This is a genomic window from Streptomyces sp. NPDC002463 (assembly GCF_042889835.1).
Lineage (GTDB): Bacteria > Actinomycetota > Actinomycetes > Streptomycetales > Streptomycetaceae > Streptomyces > Streptomyces nymphaeiformis.
In genome coordinates this window covers 351,726-370,864 of sequence record NZ_JBIARL010000004.1, presented here as the reverse complement: position 1 = coordinate 370,864, position 19,139 = coordinate 351,726, and the positions used below count along the sequence as shown (strand labels likewise).

General features: G+C 70.1%; 16 protein-coding genes and 5 pseudogenes. 11 read left to right on the top strand and 10 right to left on the bottom strand.

Features of this window, described 5'->3' with window-relative positions:
• Positions 1 to 447: 447 nt before the first annotated feature.
• Positions 448 to 1,088 (bottom strand): annotated as a pseudogene (locus ACFYX3_RS11935) (DUF4157 domain-containing protein); the annotation flags it as partial.
• Between the two features lie 478 nt (positions 1,089 to 1,566).
• On the opposite strand from ACFYX3_RS11935, the gene ACFYX3_RS11930 reads away from it, so the two are divergent.
• The 5 genes and pseudogenes from ACFYX3_RS11930 to ACFYX3_RS11910 all read left to right on the top strand — a co-directional run.
• Positions 1,567 to 2,022: a DUF2690 domain-containing protein gene (locus tag ACFYX3_RS11930; RefSeq protein WP_389011384.1), complete on the top strand. Its 456-nt coding sequence runs from the start codon at positions 1,567 to 1,569 to the stop codon at positions 2,020 to 2,022.
• A gap of 222 nt (positions 2,023 to 2,244) precedes the next feature.
• Positions 2,245 to 2,694 (top strand): DUF2690 domain-containing protein, encoded by a 450-nt coding sequence (locus ACFYX3_RS11925; RefSeq protein ID WP_389011381.1) that lies wholly within the window; start codon positions 2,245 to 2,247, stop codon positions 2,692 to 2,694.
• A gap of 70 nt (positions 2,695 to 2,764) precedes the next feature.
• Positions 2,765 to 3,217: a DUF2690 domain-containing protein gene (locus tag ACFYX3_RS11920; protein WP_389011378.1), complete on the top strand. Its 453-nt coding sequence runs from the start codon at positions 2,765 to 2,767 to the stop codon at positions 3,215 to 3,217.
• Between the two features lie 195 nt (positions 3,218 to 3,412).
• Positions 3,413 to 3,496: pseudogene (locus ACFYX3_RS11915) on the top strand (transposase); the annotation flags it as partial.
• 111 nt (positions 3,497 to 3,607) lie between these two features.
• Positions 3,608 to 3,802: pseudogene (locus tag ACFYX3_RS11910) on the top strand (IS5/IS1182 family transposase); the annotation flags it as partial.
• 15 nt (positions 3,803 to 3,817) lie between these two features.
• Here ACFYX3_RS11910 and ACFYX3_RS11905 read toward each other — a convergent pair.
• Together ACFYX3_RS11905 and ACFYX3_RS11900 are read right to left on the bottom strand one after the other, a co-directional pair.
• The gene (locus tag ACFYX3_RS11905; RefSeq protein WP_389011375.1) at positions 3,818 to 5,080 is read right to left on the bottom strand and encodes an alpha/beta hydrolase; all 1,263 of its coding nucleotides are present in this window, start codon (positions 5,078 to 5,080) and stop codon (positions 3,818 to 3,820) included.
• Between the two features lie 517 nt (positions 5,081 to 5,597).
• On the bottom strand, positions 5,598 to 6,029 hold the full coding sequence (locus tag ACFYX3_RS11900; RefSeq protein WP_389011372.1) for a hypothetical protein: 432 nt from the start codon (positions 6,027 to 6,029) through the stop codon (positions 5,598 to 5,600).
• 141 nt (positions 6,030 to 6,170) lie between these two features.
• Here ACFYX3_RS11900 and ACFYX3_RS11895 point away from each other — a divergent pair, with 141 nt between their 5' ends.
• Complete coding sequence (locus ACFYX3_RS11895; RefSeq protein ID WP_389011369.1) at positions 6,171 to 6,338, top strand: hypothetical protein; 168 nt, start codon at positions 6,171 to 6,173, stop codon at positions 6,336 to 6,338.
• Between the two features lie 196 nt (positions 6,339 to 6,534).
• Positions 6,535 to 7,053 carry a hypothetical protein gene (locus tag ACFYX3_RS11890; RefSeq protein WP_389011366.1) on the top strand — a complete coding sequence of 173 codons (519 nt, stop codon included), beginning with the start codon at positions 6,535 to 6,537 and terminating at the stop codon, positions 7,051 to 7,053.
• Between the two features lie 85 nt (positions 7,054 to 7,138).
• Here the strand turns inward: ACFYX3_RS11890 and ACFYX3_RS11885 are convergent.
• The 4 genes and pseudogenes from ACFYX3_RS11885 to ACFYX3_RS11870 form a co-directional block, all read right to left on the bottom strand.
• Positions 7,139 to 7,594: pseudogene (locus ACFYX3_RS11885) on the bottom strand (transposase family protein); the annotation flags it as partial.
• A gap of 281 nt (positions 7,595 to 7,875) precedes the next feature.
• Complete coding sequence (locus ACFYX3_RS11880; protein WP_389011556.1) at positions 7,876 to 8,256, bottom strand: HIT family protein; 381 nt, start codon at positions 8,254 to 8,256, stop codon at positions 7,876 to 7,878.
• 796 nt (positions 8,257 to 9,052) lie between these two features.
• The gene (locus ACFYX3_RS11875) at positions 9,053 to 9,637 is read right to left on the bottom strand and encodes a DinB family protein (RefSeq protein ID WP_389011363.1); all 585 of its coding nucleotides are present in this window, start codon (positions 9,635 to 9,637) and stop codon (positions 9,053 to 9,055) included.
• Between the two features lie 177 nt (positions 9,638 to 9,814).
• The gene (locus tag ACFYX3_RS11870) at positions 9,815 to 11,131 is read right to left on the bottom strand and encodes an MFS transporter (protein WP_389011360.1); all 1,317 of its coding nucleotides are present in this window, start codon (positions 11,129 to 11,131) and stop codon (positions 9,815 to 9,817) included.
• Positions 11,132 to 11,221: 90 nt separating this feature from the next.
• Here ACFYX3_RS11870 and ACFYX3_RS11865 point away from each other — a divergent pair, with 90 nt between their 5' ends.
• The gene (locus ACFYX3_RS11865) at positions 11,222 to 12,199 is read left to right on the top strand and encodes an ArsR/SmtB family transcription factor (protein ID WP_389011357.1); all 978 of its coding nucleotides are present in this window, start codon (positions 11,222 to 11,224) and stop codon (positions 12,197 to 12,199) included.
• Between the two features lie 17 nt (positions 12,200 to 12,216).
• Here the strand turns inward: ACFYX3_RS11865 and ACFYX3_RS11860 are convergent.
• Positions 12,217 to 12,729: pseudogene (locus ACFYX3_RS11860) on the bottom strand (IS5 family transposase); the annotation flags it as partial.
• Between the two features lie 146 nt (positions 12,730 to 12,875).
• Here ACFYX3_RS11860 and ACFYX3_RS11855 point away from each other — a divergent pair.
• Complete coding sequence (locus ACFYX3_RS11855) at positions 12,876 to 13,706, top strand: M55 family metallopeptidase (RefSeq protein ID WP_389011354.1); 831 nt, start codon at positions 12,876 to 12,878, stop codon at positions 13,704 to 13,706.
• A gap of 331 nt (positions 13,707 to 14,037) precedes the next feature.
• Here ACFYX3_RS11855 and ACFYX3_RS11850 read toward each other — a convergent pair whose 3' ends face one another.
• A complete protein-coding gene (locus tag ACFYX3_RS11850; RefSeq protein ID WP_389011351.1) occupies positions 14,038 to 14,670 on the bottom strand; it encodes a M15 family metallopeptidase in 633 nt (210 codons plus the stop codon).
• 917 nt (positions 14,671 to 15,587) lie between these two features.
• On the opposite strand from ACFYX3_RS11850, the gene ACFYX3_RS11845 reads away from it, so the two are divergent.
• The gene (locus tag ACFYX3_RS11845; protein WP_389011348.1) at positions 15,588 to 16,187 is read left to right on the top strand and encodes a YrhB domain-containing protein; all 600 of its coding nucleotides are present in this window, start codon (positions 15,588 to 15,590) and stop codon (positions 16,185 to 16,187) included.
• 560 nt (positions 16,188 to 16,747) lie between these two features.
• Here the strand turns inward: ACFYX3_RS11845 and ACFYX3_RS11840 are convergent.
• Positions 16,748 to 17,314 carry a TetR/AcrR family transcriptional regulator gene (locus ACFYX3_RS11840; protein WP_389011345.1) on the bottom strand — a complete coding sequence of 189 codons (567 nt, stop codon included), beginning with the start codon at positions 17,312 to 17,314 and terminating at the stop codon, positions 16,748 to 16,750.
• Positions 17,315 to 17,463: 149 nt separating this feature from the next.
• Here ACFYX3_RS11840 and ACFYX3_RS11835 point away from each other — a divergent pair, with 149 nt between their 5' ends.
• Complete coding sequence (locus ACFYX3_RS11835; protein WP_389011342.1) at positions 17,464 to 18,933, top strand: MFS transporter; 1,470 nt, start codon at positions 17,464 to 17,466, stop codon at positions 18,931 to 18,933.
• The last annotated feature ends 206 nt before the right edge of the window (positions 18,934 to 19,139 follow it).

Sequence of the window (19,139 nt, the reverse complement as noted above, 5' to 3'; positions counted from 1 at the left end):
CATGAGGCCCTGGTTGAAGTGCTTGCTCTCCTGGGGCGCGAGGTTGCCGTGGATGTCGGCGTCCTGGCCCTCCATCAGCGTGTGCTCGATGAGATGGCCGCCGTCGTAGGCCTGGGCGCGGGAGGGGCGGTCGAACAGGCCGCGTTCCATGACGCCGAAATGGCCGTACGGGGAGATCACGCTGTTGTTGCGGTTGGAGCCGTCCGCCTTGCGGGCCGAGGCCGGGTCGATCGCGGCGGTGACGCTGCCGGCGCGGGCGTAGGTGTCCGGGTAGTCGCCGGGCTTCTTGAGGTTGAGCCCGGGGAACTCGTACTCCTCTTGGAGACCGGCGGCCGTGAAGTAGGGCTTGAACGCCTTGCCGAGCGTCTTGATGGGGCTTTGCGCGTCCTGCTCGCGCGGGCTGACCGACGTGAACACCGACTTCCGCTGGATCTGCGGCTCCCGGGTGTCGTGGCCGGTGCCGGAGTCGGTGGCGGGCTCCCGCGCGGCCCGCTGTACGGGCGCCGCCCCGCTCATCGCGCGCGTCGCGTTCGTCTCCGCTTCCCGCTCGAAGCGGTCGGACGGGTCGCTCGTCTTCAGGCCCGAGCCGTTGTCGGTGCCCGCGACCGGGCCTTGGCGCTGCTGGATGACGTGGGTGAGTTCGTGGGCGAGGGTGTGGCGGTCCGCGCCGCCCTCGCCGATGACGACGTGGCTGCCGGACGTGTAGGCGCGGGCGCCCACCTCGGCGGCGGAGGCCTTGGCAGCGGAGTCGGTGTGGATCCGTACGTCGGAGAAGTCGGCGCCGAGCCGGGCCTCCATGTCCGTGCGGTGGCGACGTCGAGCGGCTGCCCGGCGGACCGCAGGACGTCGTGGACGGCGGACCGCTGCACCTGCGCGGGCTGCTCGTGGCCGCAGCCGGCGCCGTGCCGGTGCTGCTCCTGGCCTGCGGGGGCGTGCCCGGCCTGGCGGAGGAGCTGGACGACGGCGGCGTTCCCGGCGGTGCCGTGGAGGGCGAGGAGCCGTTGCAGCGCCGTGTCCGGGGTGGACCGGGCGGCCCTTGCGGGGCTGCTGTGGGGGCCCGTCGCCCGGGTGTTGTCGCGGTCGTGCACGGCGGCCTCTTCCTCCAGGGATTCCGACCCCTCCTGCCTACAGGACGGGCGGGTCGCGCGGCAGGTGCCGGAGGGCAGTGTGGGAGGGCCGGGAGGGCCGGGAGGGCAGACTTCCGTGGTGCGAAGCAGCGACGTCACGTTCGCGAGGGCTCGCCCGGCCTGACCGCACAGGCGAAGCCACGGTTCTCCGTCCCGTTCCGCTGCCGGGCCGACGGGACACGTCCCATCGGCGAGGCCGGACGCGTCCTGACGCGGGAACAGCCCCTGGCACACACATGACCTGCTGTCCCGAGGTACCGAGCGTGTCGCGACCGTCTCTGAGACGTCACGTCACATCCCAGGGACACGGGCTTCTGGAGCGAGCCCGATTCGACGTGCCAAGGTCCTCACCAGACACGGCCGTCGGCTGCACGGACACGCGCCGGCAGAGGGCCGATCTCCCCGGCCTGTCGCCCCCCCCCACCACCAAGGAGCTCCCATGGCATTCAGCACCACGATCAAGCGCGCAGCGGTCATTGCCGCATCCACGCTCACGTTGGCACTGGGCGTGACCGGCACCTCGCACGCCCTCACCCGCGACGGTGACGACCCCAATGCCTCCGGCTGCTCGTCCGACGCGTACACGGCCAGAGAGGCGCACATCCTGGACCGTGACGGCCGGACGATCATCGGCGTCGTGGAACTGCGCTACAGCCCCTCCTGCCGCACCACCTGGGTGCGTATCCAAGGCGACCAGCCTGACCTGCGCGGTTACGTGCAGAGGACACAGGACCATGCGGTGCAGCGCTGCGGCTCCTCCCAGTGGAGTGGGAGCCTCGGCCAGTACTACTGCTTCAGCCCGATGCTCAACGACGCCGGCTACACCTCTTACGCCTACGGATACGCCGTCAAGAACGGAGTCATGAGCAACGAGGCAGTGACCACCACCTACTGATCCCCTCCCTCGTGGCGCGGCATCCCGCTCCCGTCCCACCGCCGTCCTAGGACGGATGAGGCTTCTGCCGTACGCCCTCAGGCCTGCACAGCTATCGGCGGCCGTCCTGCCGCTCCCCACCGTTCTCGTCGCAACACGGCGACCGCGGCCTCCCGGTCGCACCGGACCATCCGCGGACCGAAGCGTCCGGCGCTCTTTCCCCACCACCCGGAGGACCGCCACATGCTCCTCAAGCGAGCAGCCATGACAGCCATCACCGCCGTCTTCACCGCCGTACTCGCAGTGACGTGCGGTGGAACCGCCAACGCGAGCGGCTATGACTGGGCGGACCCCATCGGCTCCGGCTGTTCCAACGACGCTTACACCGCCAGATCATCGGCGCTGCTGGACAACGACGAACAGATCGGCACCATCGAACTGCGTTACAGCCCCACCTGCCGCACGGTGTGGGCCCGCGTGTACTCGCAGGGTCCCGAGCTGTGGGACCCGGTGAAACGCAAGCAGGACTCCGCCACGGCCTTCTGCGAAAACGCCCAGTGGTCCGCCACGAAGGGCCAGTACTACTGCTACACCGCCATGCTCAACGACGCCGGATACCTCTCCTACGCCGAGGGCTACGCCACCGCGAGCGGTCGCTACGGCTGGGACCAGACCATCACCGGCTCCTACTGACGCCGAACGCAACCACCCATCATCCGCGGCCGGTTCTCCTGGACCGCCGCACAATCCCCCGGGAGCATCCATGCGTGTGCCCACGATCGTCAAGCGGACGGCCGTTCTCGCCGTCGTGTCCGCCTCCTTCGCCACCGGCTTCACCGGCTCGGCGTCCGCCGCGGGCTACGACGGTCAGGATCCGATCACCTCCGGCTGCTCCGCGAGCGCCATAACCGCCGCCTCCACTGCGCTGTACGCGAAGGGCGCCCGGGTCGGCACCGTCGAACTGCGCTACAGCACCGCCTGCCGGACCACCTGGGTCCGTGTCTACTCGGACGGCCCGGGCGTCGGTGGTTACGTCAATCGCAACCAGGACGGCGCCACCCAGTGGTGCGGCGGCCCGAGCATCGCGTCCAACGGCCAGGAGTACTGCTTCAGCCCGATGCTGAACGACGCGGGCTACACCTCCTACGCCGCCGGCCACGCCTCGGACAGCACCGGCTACAACGACTCCGGCACTCACACCACGTCCTCGTACTGAGCTCCGCGCCGACGCGAGGGGTGCCGCACGGCCGCATGGCCCCGCCCCTCGCGCCGGCGCCCGGCCGTACCGGCCCCCCGGACCCGTCCCGTAACAGGATGTGCCGGAGCGTGCTGACAGCAGAGCTATTCGGTCGTTCGGCAACGCCGCGGGGTGCCGTGCCAGGCGTCACGAACCTGTCTGTGATCGGCAGACCGGGTACGGACCGGCGTGCAGTGGCGGGACCTGCCCGAACGGTTAGGGCCGTGGAAGGCCGTCTACGAACGGCACCGGCTGTGGTAGGCCGACGGGACGTGGGAGCGTCTACTTCAGCAGGTCCAGGCCGCGGTGTCAAAGGGGGTCGAAGGGCCAGAAAATCAGGACGGAACAGCATGGCAGAGTCTGCACGCCCGCCTACGCAAAGGCCCACGCGGCGGGCGGCCACACGGCTTCGACGAACAGCGGTACAAGAAACGCAACACCGTCGAGCGAGCCATCAACCGGCTCGAGCAGCACCGGGCGGTAGCCACCCGCTACGACAAGCGCCGCTACGTCTACCTCGGCAACGCAGCCGCAGCAGCCCTCACCATCTGGCTCCGAACATGAGCGACCTGGCAGTCCCTAGCGCGCAAGCGTGTCGAACCAGCGCACGATCTGGGGCCCCGCCAGCTTGAAGGACCCGTTGTGGTCGGCCTTTCCGTGGTCGACCACGGGGGCCGTCACGCCGTTGCGGGCCAGATCAGCCGCGCAGCTGATGGAGTTGGCGATCGCCACGTCCGTGTCGCCGGCCGCGCTGTGCAGCCGTACGGGCACCTCGGGCTTCCAGTCGCAGGTCCCGTCCTGCGCCTCGAGCGCGGCCAGCAGGCCGCCGTCCGGGCGCCGCAGCCGCTCGTAGAAGCCGTCGGTCAGCAGCTCCTTCACCGAGCCGGGCAGCTTCGTGACGATGTCCTCCTCGGTGTGCCGGGTGTCGAAGAGTTCCTCCACGTACCCCGCGTACGGCTGCCGGAAGGCCTCGGCCGGGTTGTCGTAGACGGGGTGTAGCCGGTTCTGCGCGGTGAGGAAGTACGACATGTAGAAGACACCGCTGATGTCGTTGACGCGGCCGTCGAGCAGGGCGGGGATCTCGGCGCCCTGCAAGTCGTACGGTCCGGCGACCGGCGCGAGCGCCCGCAGCCGGAAGTGCCGGTCCGCGCCCCGCGCCAGCTCGCGGCCCAGCGCCATGGCGACCTGGCCGCCTTGTGAGAACCCGGTGCCGTACACGTCTCCGGTGAGCGGCCTGCCAAGCGCACGCGCGGCGGTCCGGGAGGCCCGCAGCATGTCGAGCGAGGCGGAGACGGAGGAGGCGGTGTCCATGTAGGGGTGGAGGCCGGGGCCCTTGCCGAGCCCGAGGTAATCGGGTGCGGCGACGGCGCGGCCCGCGGCGGCGTGCAGATAGGGCGCGTAAAGCCCGAAGTCCTCGGCGACGGACGGCGCGTAGTCGCGGTGGACCATCGTGCCGTGCGTGTCGGCCACCAGGTCGAGCCGGCGCTCGCCACCCTTGGGAAGCACCAACAGGCCGGTGGCAGTGGTCGGTTCGCCCCGAGGCGTCAGGGTCCGGTACGTGAGGCGGTAGCCACGCACACCGTGGCGCACGGTCGCCGGGTCGATGTCGGCGCCCTTGAGGAACGCGGCGACCTCGGCCCGGCTCAGGTCGGCGACGGGAGTGACACCGAGAAGGGCCCCGCGCCCCATGCTCTGCTGGACCGGGCGGGGTTCGGGCGCCGCGACCGCCGGGGTGGCGGCAAGGGCGGCGAGGACGACGGCGGTCGCGGCGGCCAGGGGCTGGCGTACTCGCCTGCGCCGCATGGCCTGTCGGAAGCGGGTGCGGGTCGTGGTGTGGGTCATGGCGACGACGCTACGGAGCCGTTGGTCACCGGGACATCCGACGGTCCCCCGGCCAAGGGTGCGGCCAGCCCCACCCCGGAACCGGGGAATCCCCCGGGCGGAGGCGGGTTGGGCCGGCGTCCGGCTGTGTACTCCGCGACCCATGAGCCGAACGCCGAGCCCGCCCGCGGAGATGGAGCCCGTCGTGGCCGTACTCCTGGGCCGGGCAAGGGAGCTCCGGGACGGTACGGCGTGGCGGGTGAGGGCCGAGATCCCGTGCTACGGCGGCGACGAGGCCGTCTTCGAGCGGCTCGCCGACGCCTGCCGCCCCAACGCCGAACTCGCCTTCGGCAAGCTCACAAGCGCCGCTACGTCTACCTCGGTACCGCAATCGCAGCAGCCCTCGTCATCTGGTTCCGAACGTGATCGCCCGGACAGGTCCCAGCGCCTGCTGCCAGGCGGCGGCCCAGGAGCCGGTGATGGGACAGGCGCTGCCTCTGCGGGCAGGGCGGGGCAGGTGGGTGTGCCCTGCGGGTCGTCAGCGGCGCCGGCCGTGGCCGGGCAGTCCGGCGGGGATCGCGTACACGCTGGAGCCGCTCCTGCCAGTGACCGGCTTCGCCCACCCGCGGCTCGGAGCGGGCGGCACCAGGCGCAGCAGTCCGTCCACGACGGGGCGAACGGCGGGGGCCTGCAGCGGTTCTCCGGACAGCGGGCACTGCTCGCCTTCGGGCATGAGGTGCTGGGCGAGGGCCTTCCTATAGGTGACGCGGGCCCAGGCGCCGCAGGCGCACTCGTAGCTGTTCTCCAGCTCCTTGACGGGCAGGACCACTTCCCTGGACTTCGGGCAGAGGCCCGGCCGGCTGGGGGTCGGGTGCTCGTAGAGGCAGCCGCTGCGCAGGCTCGCCTTGGTCGTAGTGCCGCACTCGGGGCAGACGTACACCTTCGTCGGTGCAAGAGCTTGCCTGGGCATGTCGTCACCCTTCGCTCGGTCTGGTCCCTGTCCCCTTGCGCCGACTCGCTGCACGGGCGGGGCGGTGAGGTTCTCCCCCGCCCGGCTGCCGCCCACACTCGACAAGCACGTCCACCGCGCCCGCAGGCGAGGAGAAGTGCGATGTCCGAGAAGACCGTCCCCGACGACCCGTACGGCTACGACACCAACACCGTCCGGGTCGGGCAACACGACCTGGCGTGCCTGCTGCTGATGTTCCGATCGGCGATCCACCGCTGGGCGGAGGAGGAGGGCCGCATCGTGAGTGGCCTGCCGGACTGCCACGCGTAGCGGCGCGAGGTCCGGCTCGGTGCCGAACGGCCCCGCGGCTCCTGGTGAGCTGCTCGCCAGGGACGCGCGTTGCGCCGGCTCGGTACAGCGGCCGGAAGGCCGACGGGGGCGACAGCGGCTGCGGCTGCGGCTGCGGCGCAGGCGATTCACTCGATGGGGATCCCGGGCAGGGCGTCGTCTCGCCTACGGTCGTTCCATGACCAGTGACGGCGTAGTTGTGGATGAGGCGATCCGTGCAGCGTGGGACGCGTACCGGGTCCTGGAGAAGCGGACTTCGGACAAGGACCGCCAGGAGGCGCAGCAGCGGGTCAAGGCCGCTGTGGACGCGTACGGGCGTGAGGAGGTGTCCCGCGGCACGGTCTTCCTGGTGGGCGTGCTGACCGGATACCTGATCGCCGAGCAGCCCAGGGGCGAGGGCCGGCTTGATCCGCTCAGCGATCTGATCCCCGCTGTGATCCGCAGGCTCCCCACCTTCGAGATGGCCGACCCGGCTCAGGTGCCGATGGTCACCGGCGTCCTTATGGCCGCGGCGATGGGCATGGACACCGTGGCGTGGCGCGACCGGTTCGGACAGATTCCGCCGGAGGAGGCTCTGGTACACGGCTTCGTGTTGTGGCTGCTCGCCGACCTCTTCGATTCCATGGCCGGACGGCCCGGAGTCATCGATCACATGATGCGGGATACCTTCGAGGCCATGATCGCCGAGCAAGACTGACGTGCGGGCGATGCCCACTGTGCAGCTATTGGCGGATGCGGCCGTGGCCACGATGCGAAACGCCTCGGCCCCGGCCGCCGCCCCTCGCGTCCGCGGTGTTGCCGGGCACCGGCCGTGCCGCGGCGACCATCAGCTTGGTGTCCGCGTCGATGATGACCTGCACGTGCGCCGAGAACCGGTAGTTGCGCGAGGACGCGCCGGCCTTCCGGTCACGGACCGGGATGAGGGTGCCGTCCACGATCCACAACCGCTCCACCGCGTCGGCCGGACGTGCGGCCGGCTCGATCGCGAGCAGCGGTCGCAGCCGCTGGATCACCCGGCAGACCGTCGCAGGCGAGCAGCCGAACAGCGGCGCGAGCTGCCGCATCGTGGGGTTCGTCCGCTGGTACACGGCCACCAGCAGCACCCGGTCCGCCGGCGGCAGGCACCACGGACCGCCGCCAGGCCCGTTCCCGCCCCGTTCACGCACGACCTTCGACAGCCGCTCGAACTGCCGCATCCGCAGACCCGTGAACGTCTCCACCCACAACGACTCAGCCATCAACCCCCCGCCCCTACAGGGAAAATGTCCGAACCGAAGCCTTCTGCGACACGCTTCAGACCCTGGAAGAGACCCGGGCCACCTGGCTGAGAAGAGCACGCCGCGGCTCCGCCGAGGTCTTCACGAGCGGTGACCTCGACCAGGCGGCCCACCACGCCGCCGAGGTCGTCGCCATCTCGACCGACACCGACTCCGCACGCAACCTCACCGCCGCGTTCGCCGCCCAGAGCACCATCGCCGCCCGTCGGCAGGGCCCCTTGAACCGGCACCCACCAGGAATGTCAGGCCAGGCGCCGCCGCAGTTCCGCCACGATCCTCGCGGTCTCGGCCGGCGCCACATCGGCCGTCCCGTGTTCCGCCATGAGCGCGTGGAACTGCTGCTGCTCGTACGGGACCCCGGGCGGCAGGGCGGCGACATGCCAGTGCACGTGCGGATTGCCCTGCCGAGACCCCAGCGACAGCAGATACACCCGCTCCGGAGCCAGCACCTCTTCCACCGCGAGCGTCACGCGGCGCACGGCCTGCATCATCCGCAGGTAGCCGTCCTCGGAGAACCCGCTGACGACATCCTCCACGTGCGCCTTGGGCGCGACGAGAACCTTGCCCGGCAACGTGGGCCACCGGTCCAGGAAGGCCACGTGGTCAGCATCCTCGTAGACCAGCTCGTGCTCATAGTCAGGCTCTCCTCAGAGGAACGCGCAGACGAAGCACGGCCCGAGACGGGCCCTGGTCTCGTACGCCTCCAGATCGAAAAGCGAGCGGTCCACAGACGGCATGACACTCCTTCACCGGGGAGGGGTTCTTCCTGCGGCTCGTCGGCAGGCCGTAGGGGCTACTCCCTGTAGTGGACACCGTGTGCCCGTCCGTTGTGGGAAGACACGCGCGTCGAGAGCCCTCCGCTCCGGACTCCGGAAGCACCGGCGGACCGAGAGCTCCTGCCGGACCGCAGTGTGGAATGCCCTCCCGGCCGGGTGGGTTCCAACGGGTGACGTCCAGTGGCCCGGCCGCGAGCCGCAGGCTGAGGCCGGGCCGTCCGCCGAACCAAAGACATGGGGGCACCCCCGGCGGCCACGATCAACACCGCGCAACAGGACCACCCGGTCGTGTCGATCGTCAGTGGTCCTCCCGGAGCGTGGAAAGCCGAAATCGCAACCTGATCCAGGCATCCCTCGACCGCCGGAACAGCGCCGAAGCACCGGCCGCGACCTCTGAAAGCCCGCCCACCGCGACCACCTCGCCCCTCCTGGACGCCGACGTCCGCACGCCGGCACGAAGGTCCGTCCGGACACGAGCGCCCTGCGCCCGCTGAGCGACGCGGACGTGCTCGAGCTGGACGAGGACGACGGAGGGGCGGACTGGACGTCCACATCGGGTGATGCGGGCATATCTGGTGGCCGTGTGCTCGGAAATCGCCGGTGCCGGTAGAGGAGCCGATGTCAGGCTGCCTGGTACGTCCGACTAGGCCTTGATTGATGCGGCCGACCTGGCGGCCTGTTCGATCTTCGCGCAGTAGGCCGCACGGGCTTCCTCGTCGAGAGGCTTCTCCTGTTCGGGACGCAAACCGGTCCGGCCGTCGATGCCCTCGCGCAGGATATCGGCGTGCCCGGTGTGCCGGATGGACTCGCCGAGGACGTGGACCATGACGGCGAACAGGTTCGTGTTGGAATGAGGCTCCGGCCACCACGGCACGTGGCCGGGGGCGTCGAGGGGAAGCTCGTTGATCGTCGCGTCCGAGTGTTCCCACGTGCGCCGGTAGAACCCGATGATCTGATCGCGGGTCTCGTCCTCGGCCGCCCACTGATCGCTGCCGTCGGAGTCCTGCCACCGGCACAGCGGTTCCGGGGAAGGGCGATCGAAGACCTCGCCGAAGTATCTGGCCTCGACGGTGGCCACGTGCTTGACCAGACCGAGGAGGTTGGTCCCGGTCGCCGTCAAAGGTCGGCGGGCGTCGTATTCGGACAAGCCGTCGAGTTTCCAGAGCAGTGCCTCGCGGTCCCGCCGCAGTCTCCCGTGCAGGTTGTCCTTCGCGAATTCATCGATCATGCTGCATGAACCTTCCATGGGCTGTTCGTGGTCTCAAGATCTTGCACGTGGTCCGCAACGGCCGGCAGAGCCGAGGCTCGGACTCCCTGCACAATGAGCTACCGGGAATGGCTTTTCTGTCAGAGGGACGTGGGGGTGGGGTGCCTGACGGCTCGCGGCCGACCCGACCTGCGGCGGTTACTGTGCAAGAGAACTGCACGCATGCTGTTCGGTGCCGTTCTCTGACCCCGTCGAGCAGTTCGGGACGGGGACCGGTGAGGTGGGCGGGTGCCAGGTGAGAATCCAGCCGGCGGTAAGCGCCACCGCGCCGCCGGCCAGGGCGATTGCGCCGCCTGTTCCGATGCCTGCGGCCACCGAGCCGAAGCAGGCCGGTCCGACGCCCTGAAGCGTCATGCCGCCGGAGCCGAGCAGACCGAAGGCCTGGCCCTGGCCATCCTGCGGCAGGGCGTCCAGGAACGGCCGCTGCAGGCCGAGACCGTAGGCGAATCCGAAGCCGCAGAGCAGCAGCAGACAGGACGAGACGCCCACTCCGGGCTCGGCAGCGAAGCCGACCAGCGGCAGTCCCATCAGCGCGATCAACGGGACTACCAGTCGCTCCCGGGTGGGCGGCCGTAGCAGTCGCCCCACCAGCAGGTCACCGACGAGCATGCCGACCGGCAGACAGCCCATCAGCACCGCGTACCAGCCGGGCGCGAAGTGGCGTCCTCCCGCGTAGGCGACGATCAGGCCTTCCGCGCCTGCTACGAACGCGGGCGGTAGCCACTGGGCCAGCATCAGCCGTCGCACCGTGTGTCCGCGCAGCAGCAGGCCGGCACCGTGCAGGCTTGCCCGGACGGCCCCGCCATCGCCCCGAGCGCTGCCGGGTGTGCCGCCGAACTCTCCCCGCTGCAGCAGGGGTAGCCGGATGCGGACAGCGAGCGCGCAGCCGAGGTAGAGGACGGCGCTTACCGCGAGCGCCCGGTGCGGGCCGAGTACCGCGACGACCGCACCTCCCAGCGCCAGACCGAACAATTGCGCGCCGGAGGCAGCGATGTTGTTCAGTGAACGGCCCAGCACATAGGCGTCGCCCTCCAGCCACTGCGCGACCAGCCGACTCGACGCGCCGCTGAACACCGGTGTGGCGAGGGCGACCAGCGCCACGACACCGAGGCTTGCCGCGATCGGCATCCGCACCAGGGCGAGCAGCAGGGCGGCGGCGCACTCCAAGGCGTAGCCGCCGGCGATGAGCGCGCGGGGCGGCAGTCGGTCGGCCAGTGAGCCCAGCAGCAACGAGCCGAACAACTGCGGGAGAAAGCCGATGCCGAAGGCCAGTGCGCTCAACAGCGCGGAACCGGTGACCGCGAAGACCAGAACCGAGAACGTGGTGATCCGCAGCGAGTCCGCAGTGATCGCGACGGTGCGGGTCGAGAAGAGCAGCCGGAATCGCGGCTCGGCCAGTACCTCCCGGTAGGTGGCGCGGTGGTTGCCCTGCGCGGGTTCGGCGGTTGGGGTCATGACGCCCAGCCTCGCCGTGCGCCCACGCCACCCACCAATGATTCGTCGCTGGACGAATCGAAAATAGACGTGCCGCGGTAGCATCGCGGGGTGCTCCGCTTCGAAGTCTCCGTCGAGGACCTGCTGCGCAGCCGCTTCGCGCTGTCGCCCGCGCTGGACCTCTGCTTGCTGCTGCGCTCGCTCGCCGGCCAAGGCCAGCCGCTGCCGCGGGCCTGGGCCACCCGGCTCATGCCGGCTTTTGAACGGCTTCGCCGCGAGACCGAACTGGACGCCGCCCTCGCTCTGCACACCCCGCAAGGCGGACCGAACTTCGTCGCCCCGCCCCCGCGCGGCCTCAACCAGACCTGGGCAGACGACCTGGCCGTGATCCGGGCCACACCGCTGGAAGCGGCCCGCCGCGAATACGCCGCCACCGCGACCGGCCCGTCCGCCCGTGATCCCCGCGTACGTGCGGTGCTGGACTCGACGGACGCCGTCTCCAGGATCGCCGAGGCGATGGACCAGGCGTGGCACGAGCTGCTCGCCGCGGACTGGCCGCAACTGCGCGCGATCTGTGAGCGCGATGTCGTGCACCGGGTGGGTGTGATCGGCGAACACGGGTGGGCCACGGCCATCGAGAGCCTGCACCCGGGCATCGCCTGGCGCGCCGGCGGTATCGAGATCGGCTTCTTCCGAGGCGGAACGGTCCACCTCGCGGGCGACGGGCTCCTGCTGATCCCTTCGGTCGTCGTCGGGCACATCGCCGCTCACCTGGAAGACCCCTGGCCCAGGACCTTGGTCTATCCCGCCCGCGGCACCGCCGCCCTGTGGGGCGAACAGGAGACCGTCCCCCAACCGGACGCGCTGACCGCTCTGGTCGGCCGGGCCCGAGCCCGGCTGCTGTTGGCGCTGGACGCCCCGGCCAGTACCAGCCACCTCGCCCGAAGCCTCGCCATGGCACCCGGCGCTGTAGGAGACCACCTCGCCATCCTGCGAAGTGCGGGGCTGCTCGTCCGCGCCCGGTCCGGACGGTCGGTGCTCTACCGGCGCACCCCGCTCGGCGATGCACTGGTCGCCGGTTCGGGCTGAGGGCTCGGATCAGCACTGCTTTTGATGCGCCGCCAGCAGACGACTGCGCAGCCGAGGGTGTGGAAGGCCTGGTGGATGTCGGCGCGGACTTCCCAGTGGATACGCAGTCGGCGGAACCGGCGCAGAAGTGCGAAGGCCGCTTCGACGACCCAGCGGTTCTTGCCCGGGCCGCTTCCGTGCTCGGTGCCGCGCCGGGCGATGAGCGGGCGGATGCCCAGCTCACGGACCTGGCGACGGTGGACGTTGTGGTCGTAACCGCGGTCGGCGCAGAGGACTTCGGGGCGCTGACGGGGTCGTCCGCGCTTGCCGCGGACGGGCGGTACGGGGTGGATCAGGGGCAGGCGCCGGGTGACGTCGTTGCGGTTGCCACCGGTCACGCCGGGGGCCAGGGGCATGCCCTGGACGTCGACGATGCCGTGGTGCTTGCTGCCCTCCTTGCCCCGGTCCACCGGCGAGGGCCCGGTGGCGTCTCCGCCCTTCAGGGCCCGCAGGTGGGAGCCGTCGACGGAGGCGCGGGACGGGTCCGGTTCGGCCCGCGGTCCCCCGGTCATGCCGTCCGGCTGAGCTGACGAGCGTGCTGGGCCCGGCGGGAGCCGGATGATCGTGAGCTGGTGAAGGAACCAGAGCAAGAACGGCGAACGTCTCCTGAAACGATCAAGATTGAGGAGACTGCGCAGTGCGGATCTACATCAGTGTGGACATGGAGGGCGTCACCGGGCTGGTGGATGCCGACGATGTCCAGCCCGGCGGCCGGGACTACGAGCGTGGGCGGCTGATGATGGCAGAGGACGTCAACGCTGCTATCCGCGGTGCCGTCGCGGCCGGTGCCACCGACATCACCGTCAACGACGCGCACGGTCCGATGCGCAACCTCGTGCCCGAGGCACTGCACCCAGCAGCGCGCCTCATTCGCGGCAAACCCAAACAGATGCTCATGCTCGAAGGCCTCGCTCCCGAGCACGACGCCGCGGTTCTCGTCGGCTACCACTCACGGGCCGGTGCGCTCGGCGTATTGAGCCACAGCTTCATGGGGCACGAGATCGAGGACATGTGGCTGGACGGCCGGCCCGTGGGTGAGATCGGCCTGGCCCATGCCACCGCGGCTGCCATCGGCGTGCCGGTGACGGTCCTCACTGGTGACGACTGTGCCTGCGCAGAGATGACGGAGTGGGACGCCTCGGTGAGGACCGTGGCAGTGAAGTACGCGCGGGACCGGTTCTCGGCAGATCTGCGGACGCCGGAGGAAGCACGTGCGGCCATCGAGAAGGCGGTCGCCGCCAGTCTTGCCGTACCGCCGAAGGCTCCAGCCGTCGCAGCGGCCCCCTCCACCCTCACGGTCCGCTGGCAGTCGGCTTCCGTTGCCTCGACGCTCCTGGGAATTCCAGGCGTCACGTCGTCGGACAGTCGGACCGTCCAGGCGCAGGGCACACTGCCCGACCTCTATCGGCTGTTCGGCGTGTGGATGCGAGTGGCCGCGTCCCTGACCAACCAGCCTCCTTACTGCTGACCGCCGCGGGCGGGCTGCGACTATGTCGCCGGTGCGGAGGTCCGCTGATGCACGGGCCTGCGGCAGCGGCCTGGTCGCCGCCGCCGACGGGGTGCGCTTCGCCGGGCGGTCAGGAAGAGGACTCGGGGTAGGCGAGATCGCCCCGTACGACGGCGCTGCGCGGCAGTTGACCGAAGTCAGGAACCGAACTGACCGGCCGGACGGTGGACTTGGGGTCGGCCGGCCTCGAAGGGGGCCAGGTGACCCGGCCAGGGATGTCGAGGCGTCGAGGCCCCAGCCTCTCCAGAGGATGTCGGTGACCGGGCCCTGGGTTCTCGCCGGTTCGAGGCGGTCAGGCGGGTCCGTAGATGGCGCTGCCGGCCTTGGTGATCAGTGCCCAGTACCGGTCACCGTAGGACCAGTGCCACCACTCGGTGGGGTAGTTGGTGAAACCGGCGTCGCCCATGGTTCGGGCCAGGAGGTCGCGATTGCGGCGTGCTCGGTCGGACAGTCCTGAGGCGTTCAGCGGACAGTACTTCTCGTCTCCCGTGCGGTGGCCGTTCACGGCACCGCCCATGTCCAGCTCGACGCCGTCGGCATCGATGAGCGTCAGGTCGAGGGCCGCCCCGGCGCAGTGTGGCGCCACCTCGACCGGGGAAACGAAGGCGCTGGCCCGGCGCCGCAGGTCGACAGGGTCGGTGATGCCTGAGCGGCGTATGCGGTCCTCGTAGAGGGCAAAACGCCGCGCCTGCTCAGTGCTGCTGCAATGCCCTTCTATGACGAGGAACCTGACGCCGTCGGGAAGCTTCTCGGAGGCCGAGCTCAGGCGTTCGAGCACGCCGATCCTGACCCGACCGTATGCCCCATCCTCGTCTCGCTCCCGGGAGTCCAGTGCAATCGCCGGGACCGAGGCGATCTCTGCGAGAGGCTCGCCGCAGTCCTGCACCGGGATATTGCCCACCTGGGGATCGCTCAGCAAGATCATGGAACCTGAGCCTAAACGCCGCTGCCCTACGGCGAAATCAGGCCCCCGCGTGTGTCGGCACGGCCAGCCCCCACCGCCGGGCATACAGGCCAGAACCTGCCGTCGATCGCGGAGGCGGCCGCGAACCGGCAATCGCCCGCAGCCCCCTGCGTCGACGCCCCTGACCTGCGATGCCTCCCCCAAGTTTTCGAGGTCCGCTGCGAGTCCGAACAGGACACACAGGACTCCGGCAAGTACGGGCGTGTGCCCGTGTCGGCGGCAGCGACGATCTGTGGGACGCGGATCGTGGTCCGCGTGAGCAAGTTCGGTTCCTTTACGAAGCCGTGAGCGCTCCGGAACATTCGCGTCGGTGGCCACACCCTCTACGTGGAGCGGATCGATCAACTTTCTCTGTTGGACGCCCTGGTCCGTTCGGAGGAGCAGGTCATGGCGCTCTGCGCAATGGGCGATGTTTCATGGTTGTGCGCTGTGTGACGAAGGGTGCCGGGTGCTGCCGCGGTCCGAGCTCGGCCCTTCCCGCAACGGGGCCCTGGGCCACAGGCGTCCCCCACGGGCCGGATGCAGGGCAGCAGGGTAGGGGGACGCGCCGGCCACCAGGGGCGGGGCCAGGGCCGGCGGCGTACGGCCGCTGACGGCCGCAGGGCACCGCTGGAGGAACGGGGTTTCGACTACTTCGAGGTGGCCACCACGCAACAGAGCAAGGTCGGCGGCTACCCGGGATGGCCCCAGCAGCCCGACCGGCCCGGCTGCGCGAGCTGCGGCACCCGCATGGAGCACCTGCTCAGCGTCACCGCGACCGAACCGGGCATGCGACGTCGGCTCCCCCCTGGACGACCGCGACCCTTGCCGAGAGAAGACGACGCAGACGCGCTCTCGGCTGCTGCGGGCGAGAGGGCTTGACGAGGAGAAACCCGCTGGTGGTGAGCGACGTGCCAGGTGATGCTGCGGTTGTGATTGAACGGGATGACGCCATACGCATGGTTGAGGATCATCTGGAGCGTGGCCATCAGGCGGAGGCTGCCGCTGGCGCCGATCGGTTCCCGCGCCACGTGATCGTCGGCGTGGTCGAGCACGAGCTCGTCTGGAAGGTCTATGTCCAATCCGAGGAGTTTGCGCGGACGCGCAGTGCAGCCGCGATGTCGGTGGGACATGGCCCGTATCTGGTCGACCGCGTCGACGGCGGCCTCCACTCGATTGGAGTGCTCTCCGAGATCGAGGAGGCATGGGAAGACGACTACCGTGGCCGGATCCGAGGACTGCCGGTACGCACTCCAGTGGATGATCTCCACGACGAGCTACGGACGGCGGCCGAAGCCGCGGGCGGCCGCATCGCGGCTGTGCGTGCCCTTCGCCTGAGGGTGACTGGGCTGTCCCCGACACACGCCCTCGCCTACGTATCCGGGCTGCTGACGGGCGAAGTACCGGCTCAGCTTCTGGCCGTCGTCCACCAGGAGCTGGTGAGACCGATCGACCGGGTACTGGCCGTACGCACCTACGGCGTTGACGCTGATTTCTGAGCTGCCGGCGCCTGCTCCCTCGTCCCGTGTCGCGGGAGATGCAGGCGAAGGCCCTCCTCCACACCAAGGTCTGGTCATCCGGAAGTTCACCACCGGCGGTGCCACGCGCAACCTGGTGCAGGAACAGCCAGTCCTGTGCCAGATCGGAGAGCACCGGTCAGTCCGGCTCCGGCTCGGCATCCCGCCGTGCGAGCGGCTCGCGGACCGGTCCGGTCCTCGGCGAAGCGCGCGGTCGCCGAGGCGCTGGGCGACGTGGATTCACGGTGAAGGGCAAGTCCGGCGAGCACCTGGTGCGCGTCGTAAACCAACCGGCCGCGCACAACCAGCAGCTGTTCCACGTTCTGTCGGAGCCCGACTCCTCCGTCCGGACGCTGCCGGCCCAGCCACATCCAGGCCCAAGCCACTGAGTCGCTGTCTACGTCCGGTGCAGGTGCCGGCTTCGCCGCAGAGTGCAGCCGACCAGCGGGACGAAAGGCGTACCCGGTCATTCACCGCCCGCGGAAGGAGGCGGGCCGCCTTGCGGGAGGGACCTCCGCGGTCAGAAAGGAATCGGGTCGGGGTCACAGCAGTCGGTCGACCAGCCCGTCGATGTAGTCCGGGGTGAGCGGGACCATGCCGAACAGGACGCGGATGTACATCGGGGCCAGGATGTGGTCCAGCACGTCGAGCGCGTCGGGTGCGTTCTCTCCACGGTCGCGGGCGCGGTCGAGCATGGACTGCAGTTGCCGGGTGCGTTCGGCACGGAGGGCGTCGCCGGCCTGCAGGCCCTGCTGACCGCTGCTCGACAGGGCGACGGCCAGGTGCAGCACCGCCGGACCGTCGGGTCCGGTGATCTCGCGGGCCACTTGGGCCGCGTAGGTGCGCAGGTCGCCTGCCAGGCTCCCGGTGTCGGGCATCGGTGACTGCGCGTTGAGACGGGTGAGCGCCACGTCGGTGAGCAGGGTTTCCAGGTCGCCCCACCGGCGGTAGATGCTGCTGTCGGCCACGTCCGCGCGGGCTGCTACCTCGCGGACGGTGAAGTTGCCGTAGCCGCGCTCGCTGATCAGGTCGGTGACGGCCTGGTGCACCTGCGCGCCGACGCGGGCGCTGCGTCCACCGGGCCGCCGGGCTCGCTGTCGCTCGTTCATACCCACACCTTAACGCAGCCAGTACTTGCGTTTGCGAGGCAACCCTCCTTACAGTCACCTAACGCAGTCATCAACTGCGTTAGGACGCTCGGATGTATCCCACCCACGTCGACCGTGGCCGGGCGCAACCATCGATCGAGGGGGTCTCCATGGCTGTATCGAACGCGACCGCAGGCAGTTGCTCGAACCGGGCCGTGCTGCTCGCGGTGACCTGCCTGGGCCAATTCATGGTCCTGCTCGACAACACGATCGTCGGAGCAGCGCTGCCCGACATGCAGCACCGGCTGCACACTCAGCTGACCGGTCTGCAATGGATCGTCGACGCGTACGTACTACTGGTCGCCATGCTGCTGCTGTCCGGCGGTGTCTTCGCCGACCGGTTCGGCCGCAAACGGGTGTACCTGACCGGCGTCGCGGTGTTCACCGTCGCGTCGCTCGTGTGCAGCCTCGCGCCCTCGCTCGGCTGGCTGGTCGCCGGCCGGGTGCTGCAGGGCATCGGGGCCGCGGCGCTGAGCCCTGCCTCGCTGGCCCTGCTCGCCGCCGCCCATCCCGTGCCGCAAGACCGGATCAGGGCGATCGGGCTGTGGGCCGGATTCAGCGGAATCGGTCTGGCCGCAGGCCCCGTGGCCGGCGGCGTGCTGACGGAGGCCTTCGGCTGGCCCGCCATCTTCCTGGTCAACCTGCCCATCGGCGTGGTCCTCCTGCTGGTCGGTCTGCGCAACCTTGAAGAGACCCGCAATCCGAGCGCCCCTGCGATCGATGTCCCGGGGACGGTGCTGTCCGTTCTGGCTGTGGGGGCGCTGACCTACGGGCTGATCGAGGGTGGTGCCCGCGGCTGGACGTCGCCGGTGATCCTGAGCAGCTTCACCGCCGCGGTGATCCTCCTGGCCGCCTTCGTCGCCGTCGAAGCGCGTCGCTCCGCGCCGATGATGCCGCTGCGGCTGTTCCGGCAGCGCCTGTTCACCGTGTCCAACACCGCCATGACCGTGGTGGGGTTCGCGCTCATGGGGTCGTCGTTCTTCTTCTCCCAGTTCTTCGTGTACGTCCAGGGCAGCTCGATCCTGCGCGCCGGCCTGCAGACCCTGCCGGTGTCCCTCGCCATGGTGATCGTCAGCCCGTACGCGGGCCGGCTCGCCGCCCGGTACGGCTTCCGCATCGTGGTCACCACCGGCCTGGTCCTGGCCGGCCTGGGACTGCTCGTGCTCGGCATGGTGCACGCCGACACCGGCTACGGGAACGTGTGGTGGCGGCTGGGACTCGCCGGCATCGGCTTCGCCCTGACCCTGTCCCCGCTGACAGGCGCCGCCATCCAGGCGGTCAGTCCGCAGGAAGGCGGCCTCGCATCCGGCATCAGCAGCACCACCCGGCAGATCGGTGCGGTGCTCGGCGTGGCGCTACTCGGAGCCATCGTCCGCACCAGGCAATCCAGCGGTGCCTCCTTCGAGGCCGGCCTCGACAGCGCCTTCATCGCGGCCGGCGCCATCACCTTGGCCACCGCCGTGTTCACCGGCCTGTGGCTGACGAGGTCCAAGCCCGCGGAAGGCTCCACGGCACCGCAACGCTCCACCGATCCAGATGCGGTCATCACCTCGAACGAGGCACCCGCGAACAGCCGTTGACCATGACACCCCGCCTCGGCCGGAAGAAGAGTCCGCGCGCCGAGGGTGAGGAGCAGGGGTGGGAGTACCCGGCCTAGCCCGGCTGGACGGGACCATCCCCCGCGGGTACAGGGAGCAGGCGTGCTTGTCGGCCTCCATACCAAGGATCTCGGCACCATCCCCGCGCGAGCGAGGAGCAGCTGGCGCCGCGATGGTGGCCGCCGAGC

Excerpts from the sequence above, each read along its gene's own strand:
- ACFYX3_RS11835 (WP_389011342.1), top strand. The coding sequence starts at position 17,464 with ATGGCTGTATCGAACGCGACCGCAGGCAGTTGCTCGAACCGGGCCGTG.
- ACFYX3_RS11870 (WP_389011360.1), bottom strand. The coding sequence starts at position 11,131 with ATGACCCCAACCGCCGAACCCGCGCAGGGCAACCACCGCGCCACCTAC.
- ACFYX3_RS11895 (WP_389011369.1), top strand. The coding sequence starts at position 6,171 with ATGTCCGAGAAGACCGTCCCCGACGACCCGTACGGCTACGACACCAAC.
- ACFYX3_RS11900 (WP_389011372.1), bottom strand. The coding sequence starts at position 6,029 with ATGCCCAGGCAAGCTCTTGCACCGACGAAGGTGTACGTCTGCCCCGAG.
- ACFYX3_RS11890 (WP_389011366.1), top strand. The coding sequence starts at position 6,535 with ATGACCAGTGACGGCGTAGTTGTGGATGAGGCGATCCGTGCAGCGTGG.
- ACFYX3_RS11905 (WP_389011375.1), bottom strand. The coding sequence starts at position 5,080 with ATGACCCACACCACGACCCGCACCCGCTTCCGACAGGCCATGCGGCGC.
- ACFYX3_RS11840 (WP_389011345.1), bottom strand. The coding sequence starts at position 17,314 with ATGAACGAGCGACAGCGAGCCCGGCGGCCCGGTGGACGCAGCGCCCGC.
- ACFYX3_RS11850 (WP_389011351.1), bottom strand. The coding sequence starts at position 14,670 with ATGATCTTGCTGAGCGATCCCCAGGTGGGCAATATCCCGGTGCAGGAC.
- ACFYX3_RS11930 (WP_389011384.1), top strand. The coding sequence starts at position 1,567 with ATGGCATTCAGCACCACGATCAAGCGCGCAGCGGTCATTGCCGCATCC.
- ACFYX3_RS11875 (WP_389011363.1), bottom strand. The coding sequence starts at position 9,637 with ATGATCGATGAATTCGCGAAGGACAACCTGCACGGGAGACTGCGGCGG.
- ACFYX3_RS11925 (WP_389011381.1), top strand. The coding sequence starts at position 2,245 with ATGCTCCTCAAGCGAGCAGCCATGACAGCCATCACCGCCGTCTTCACC.
- ACFYX3_RS11920 (WP_389011378.1), top strand. The coding sequence starts at position 2,765 with ATGCGTGTGCCCACGATCGTCAAGCGGACGGCCGTTCTCGCCGTCGTG.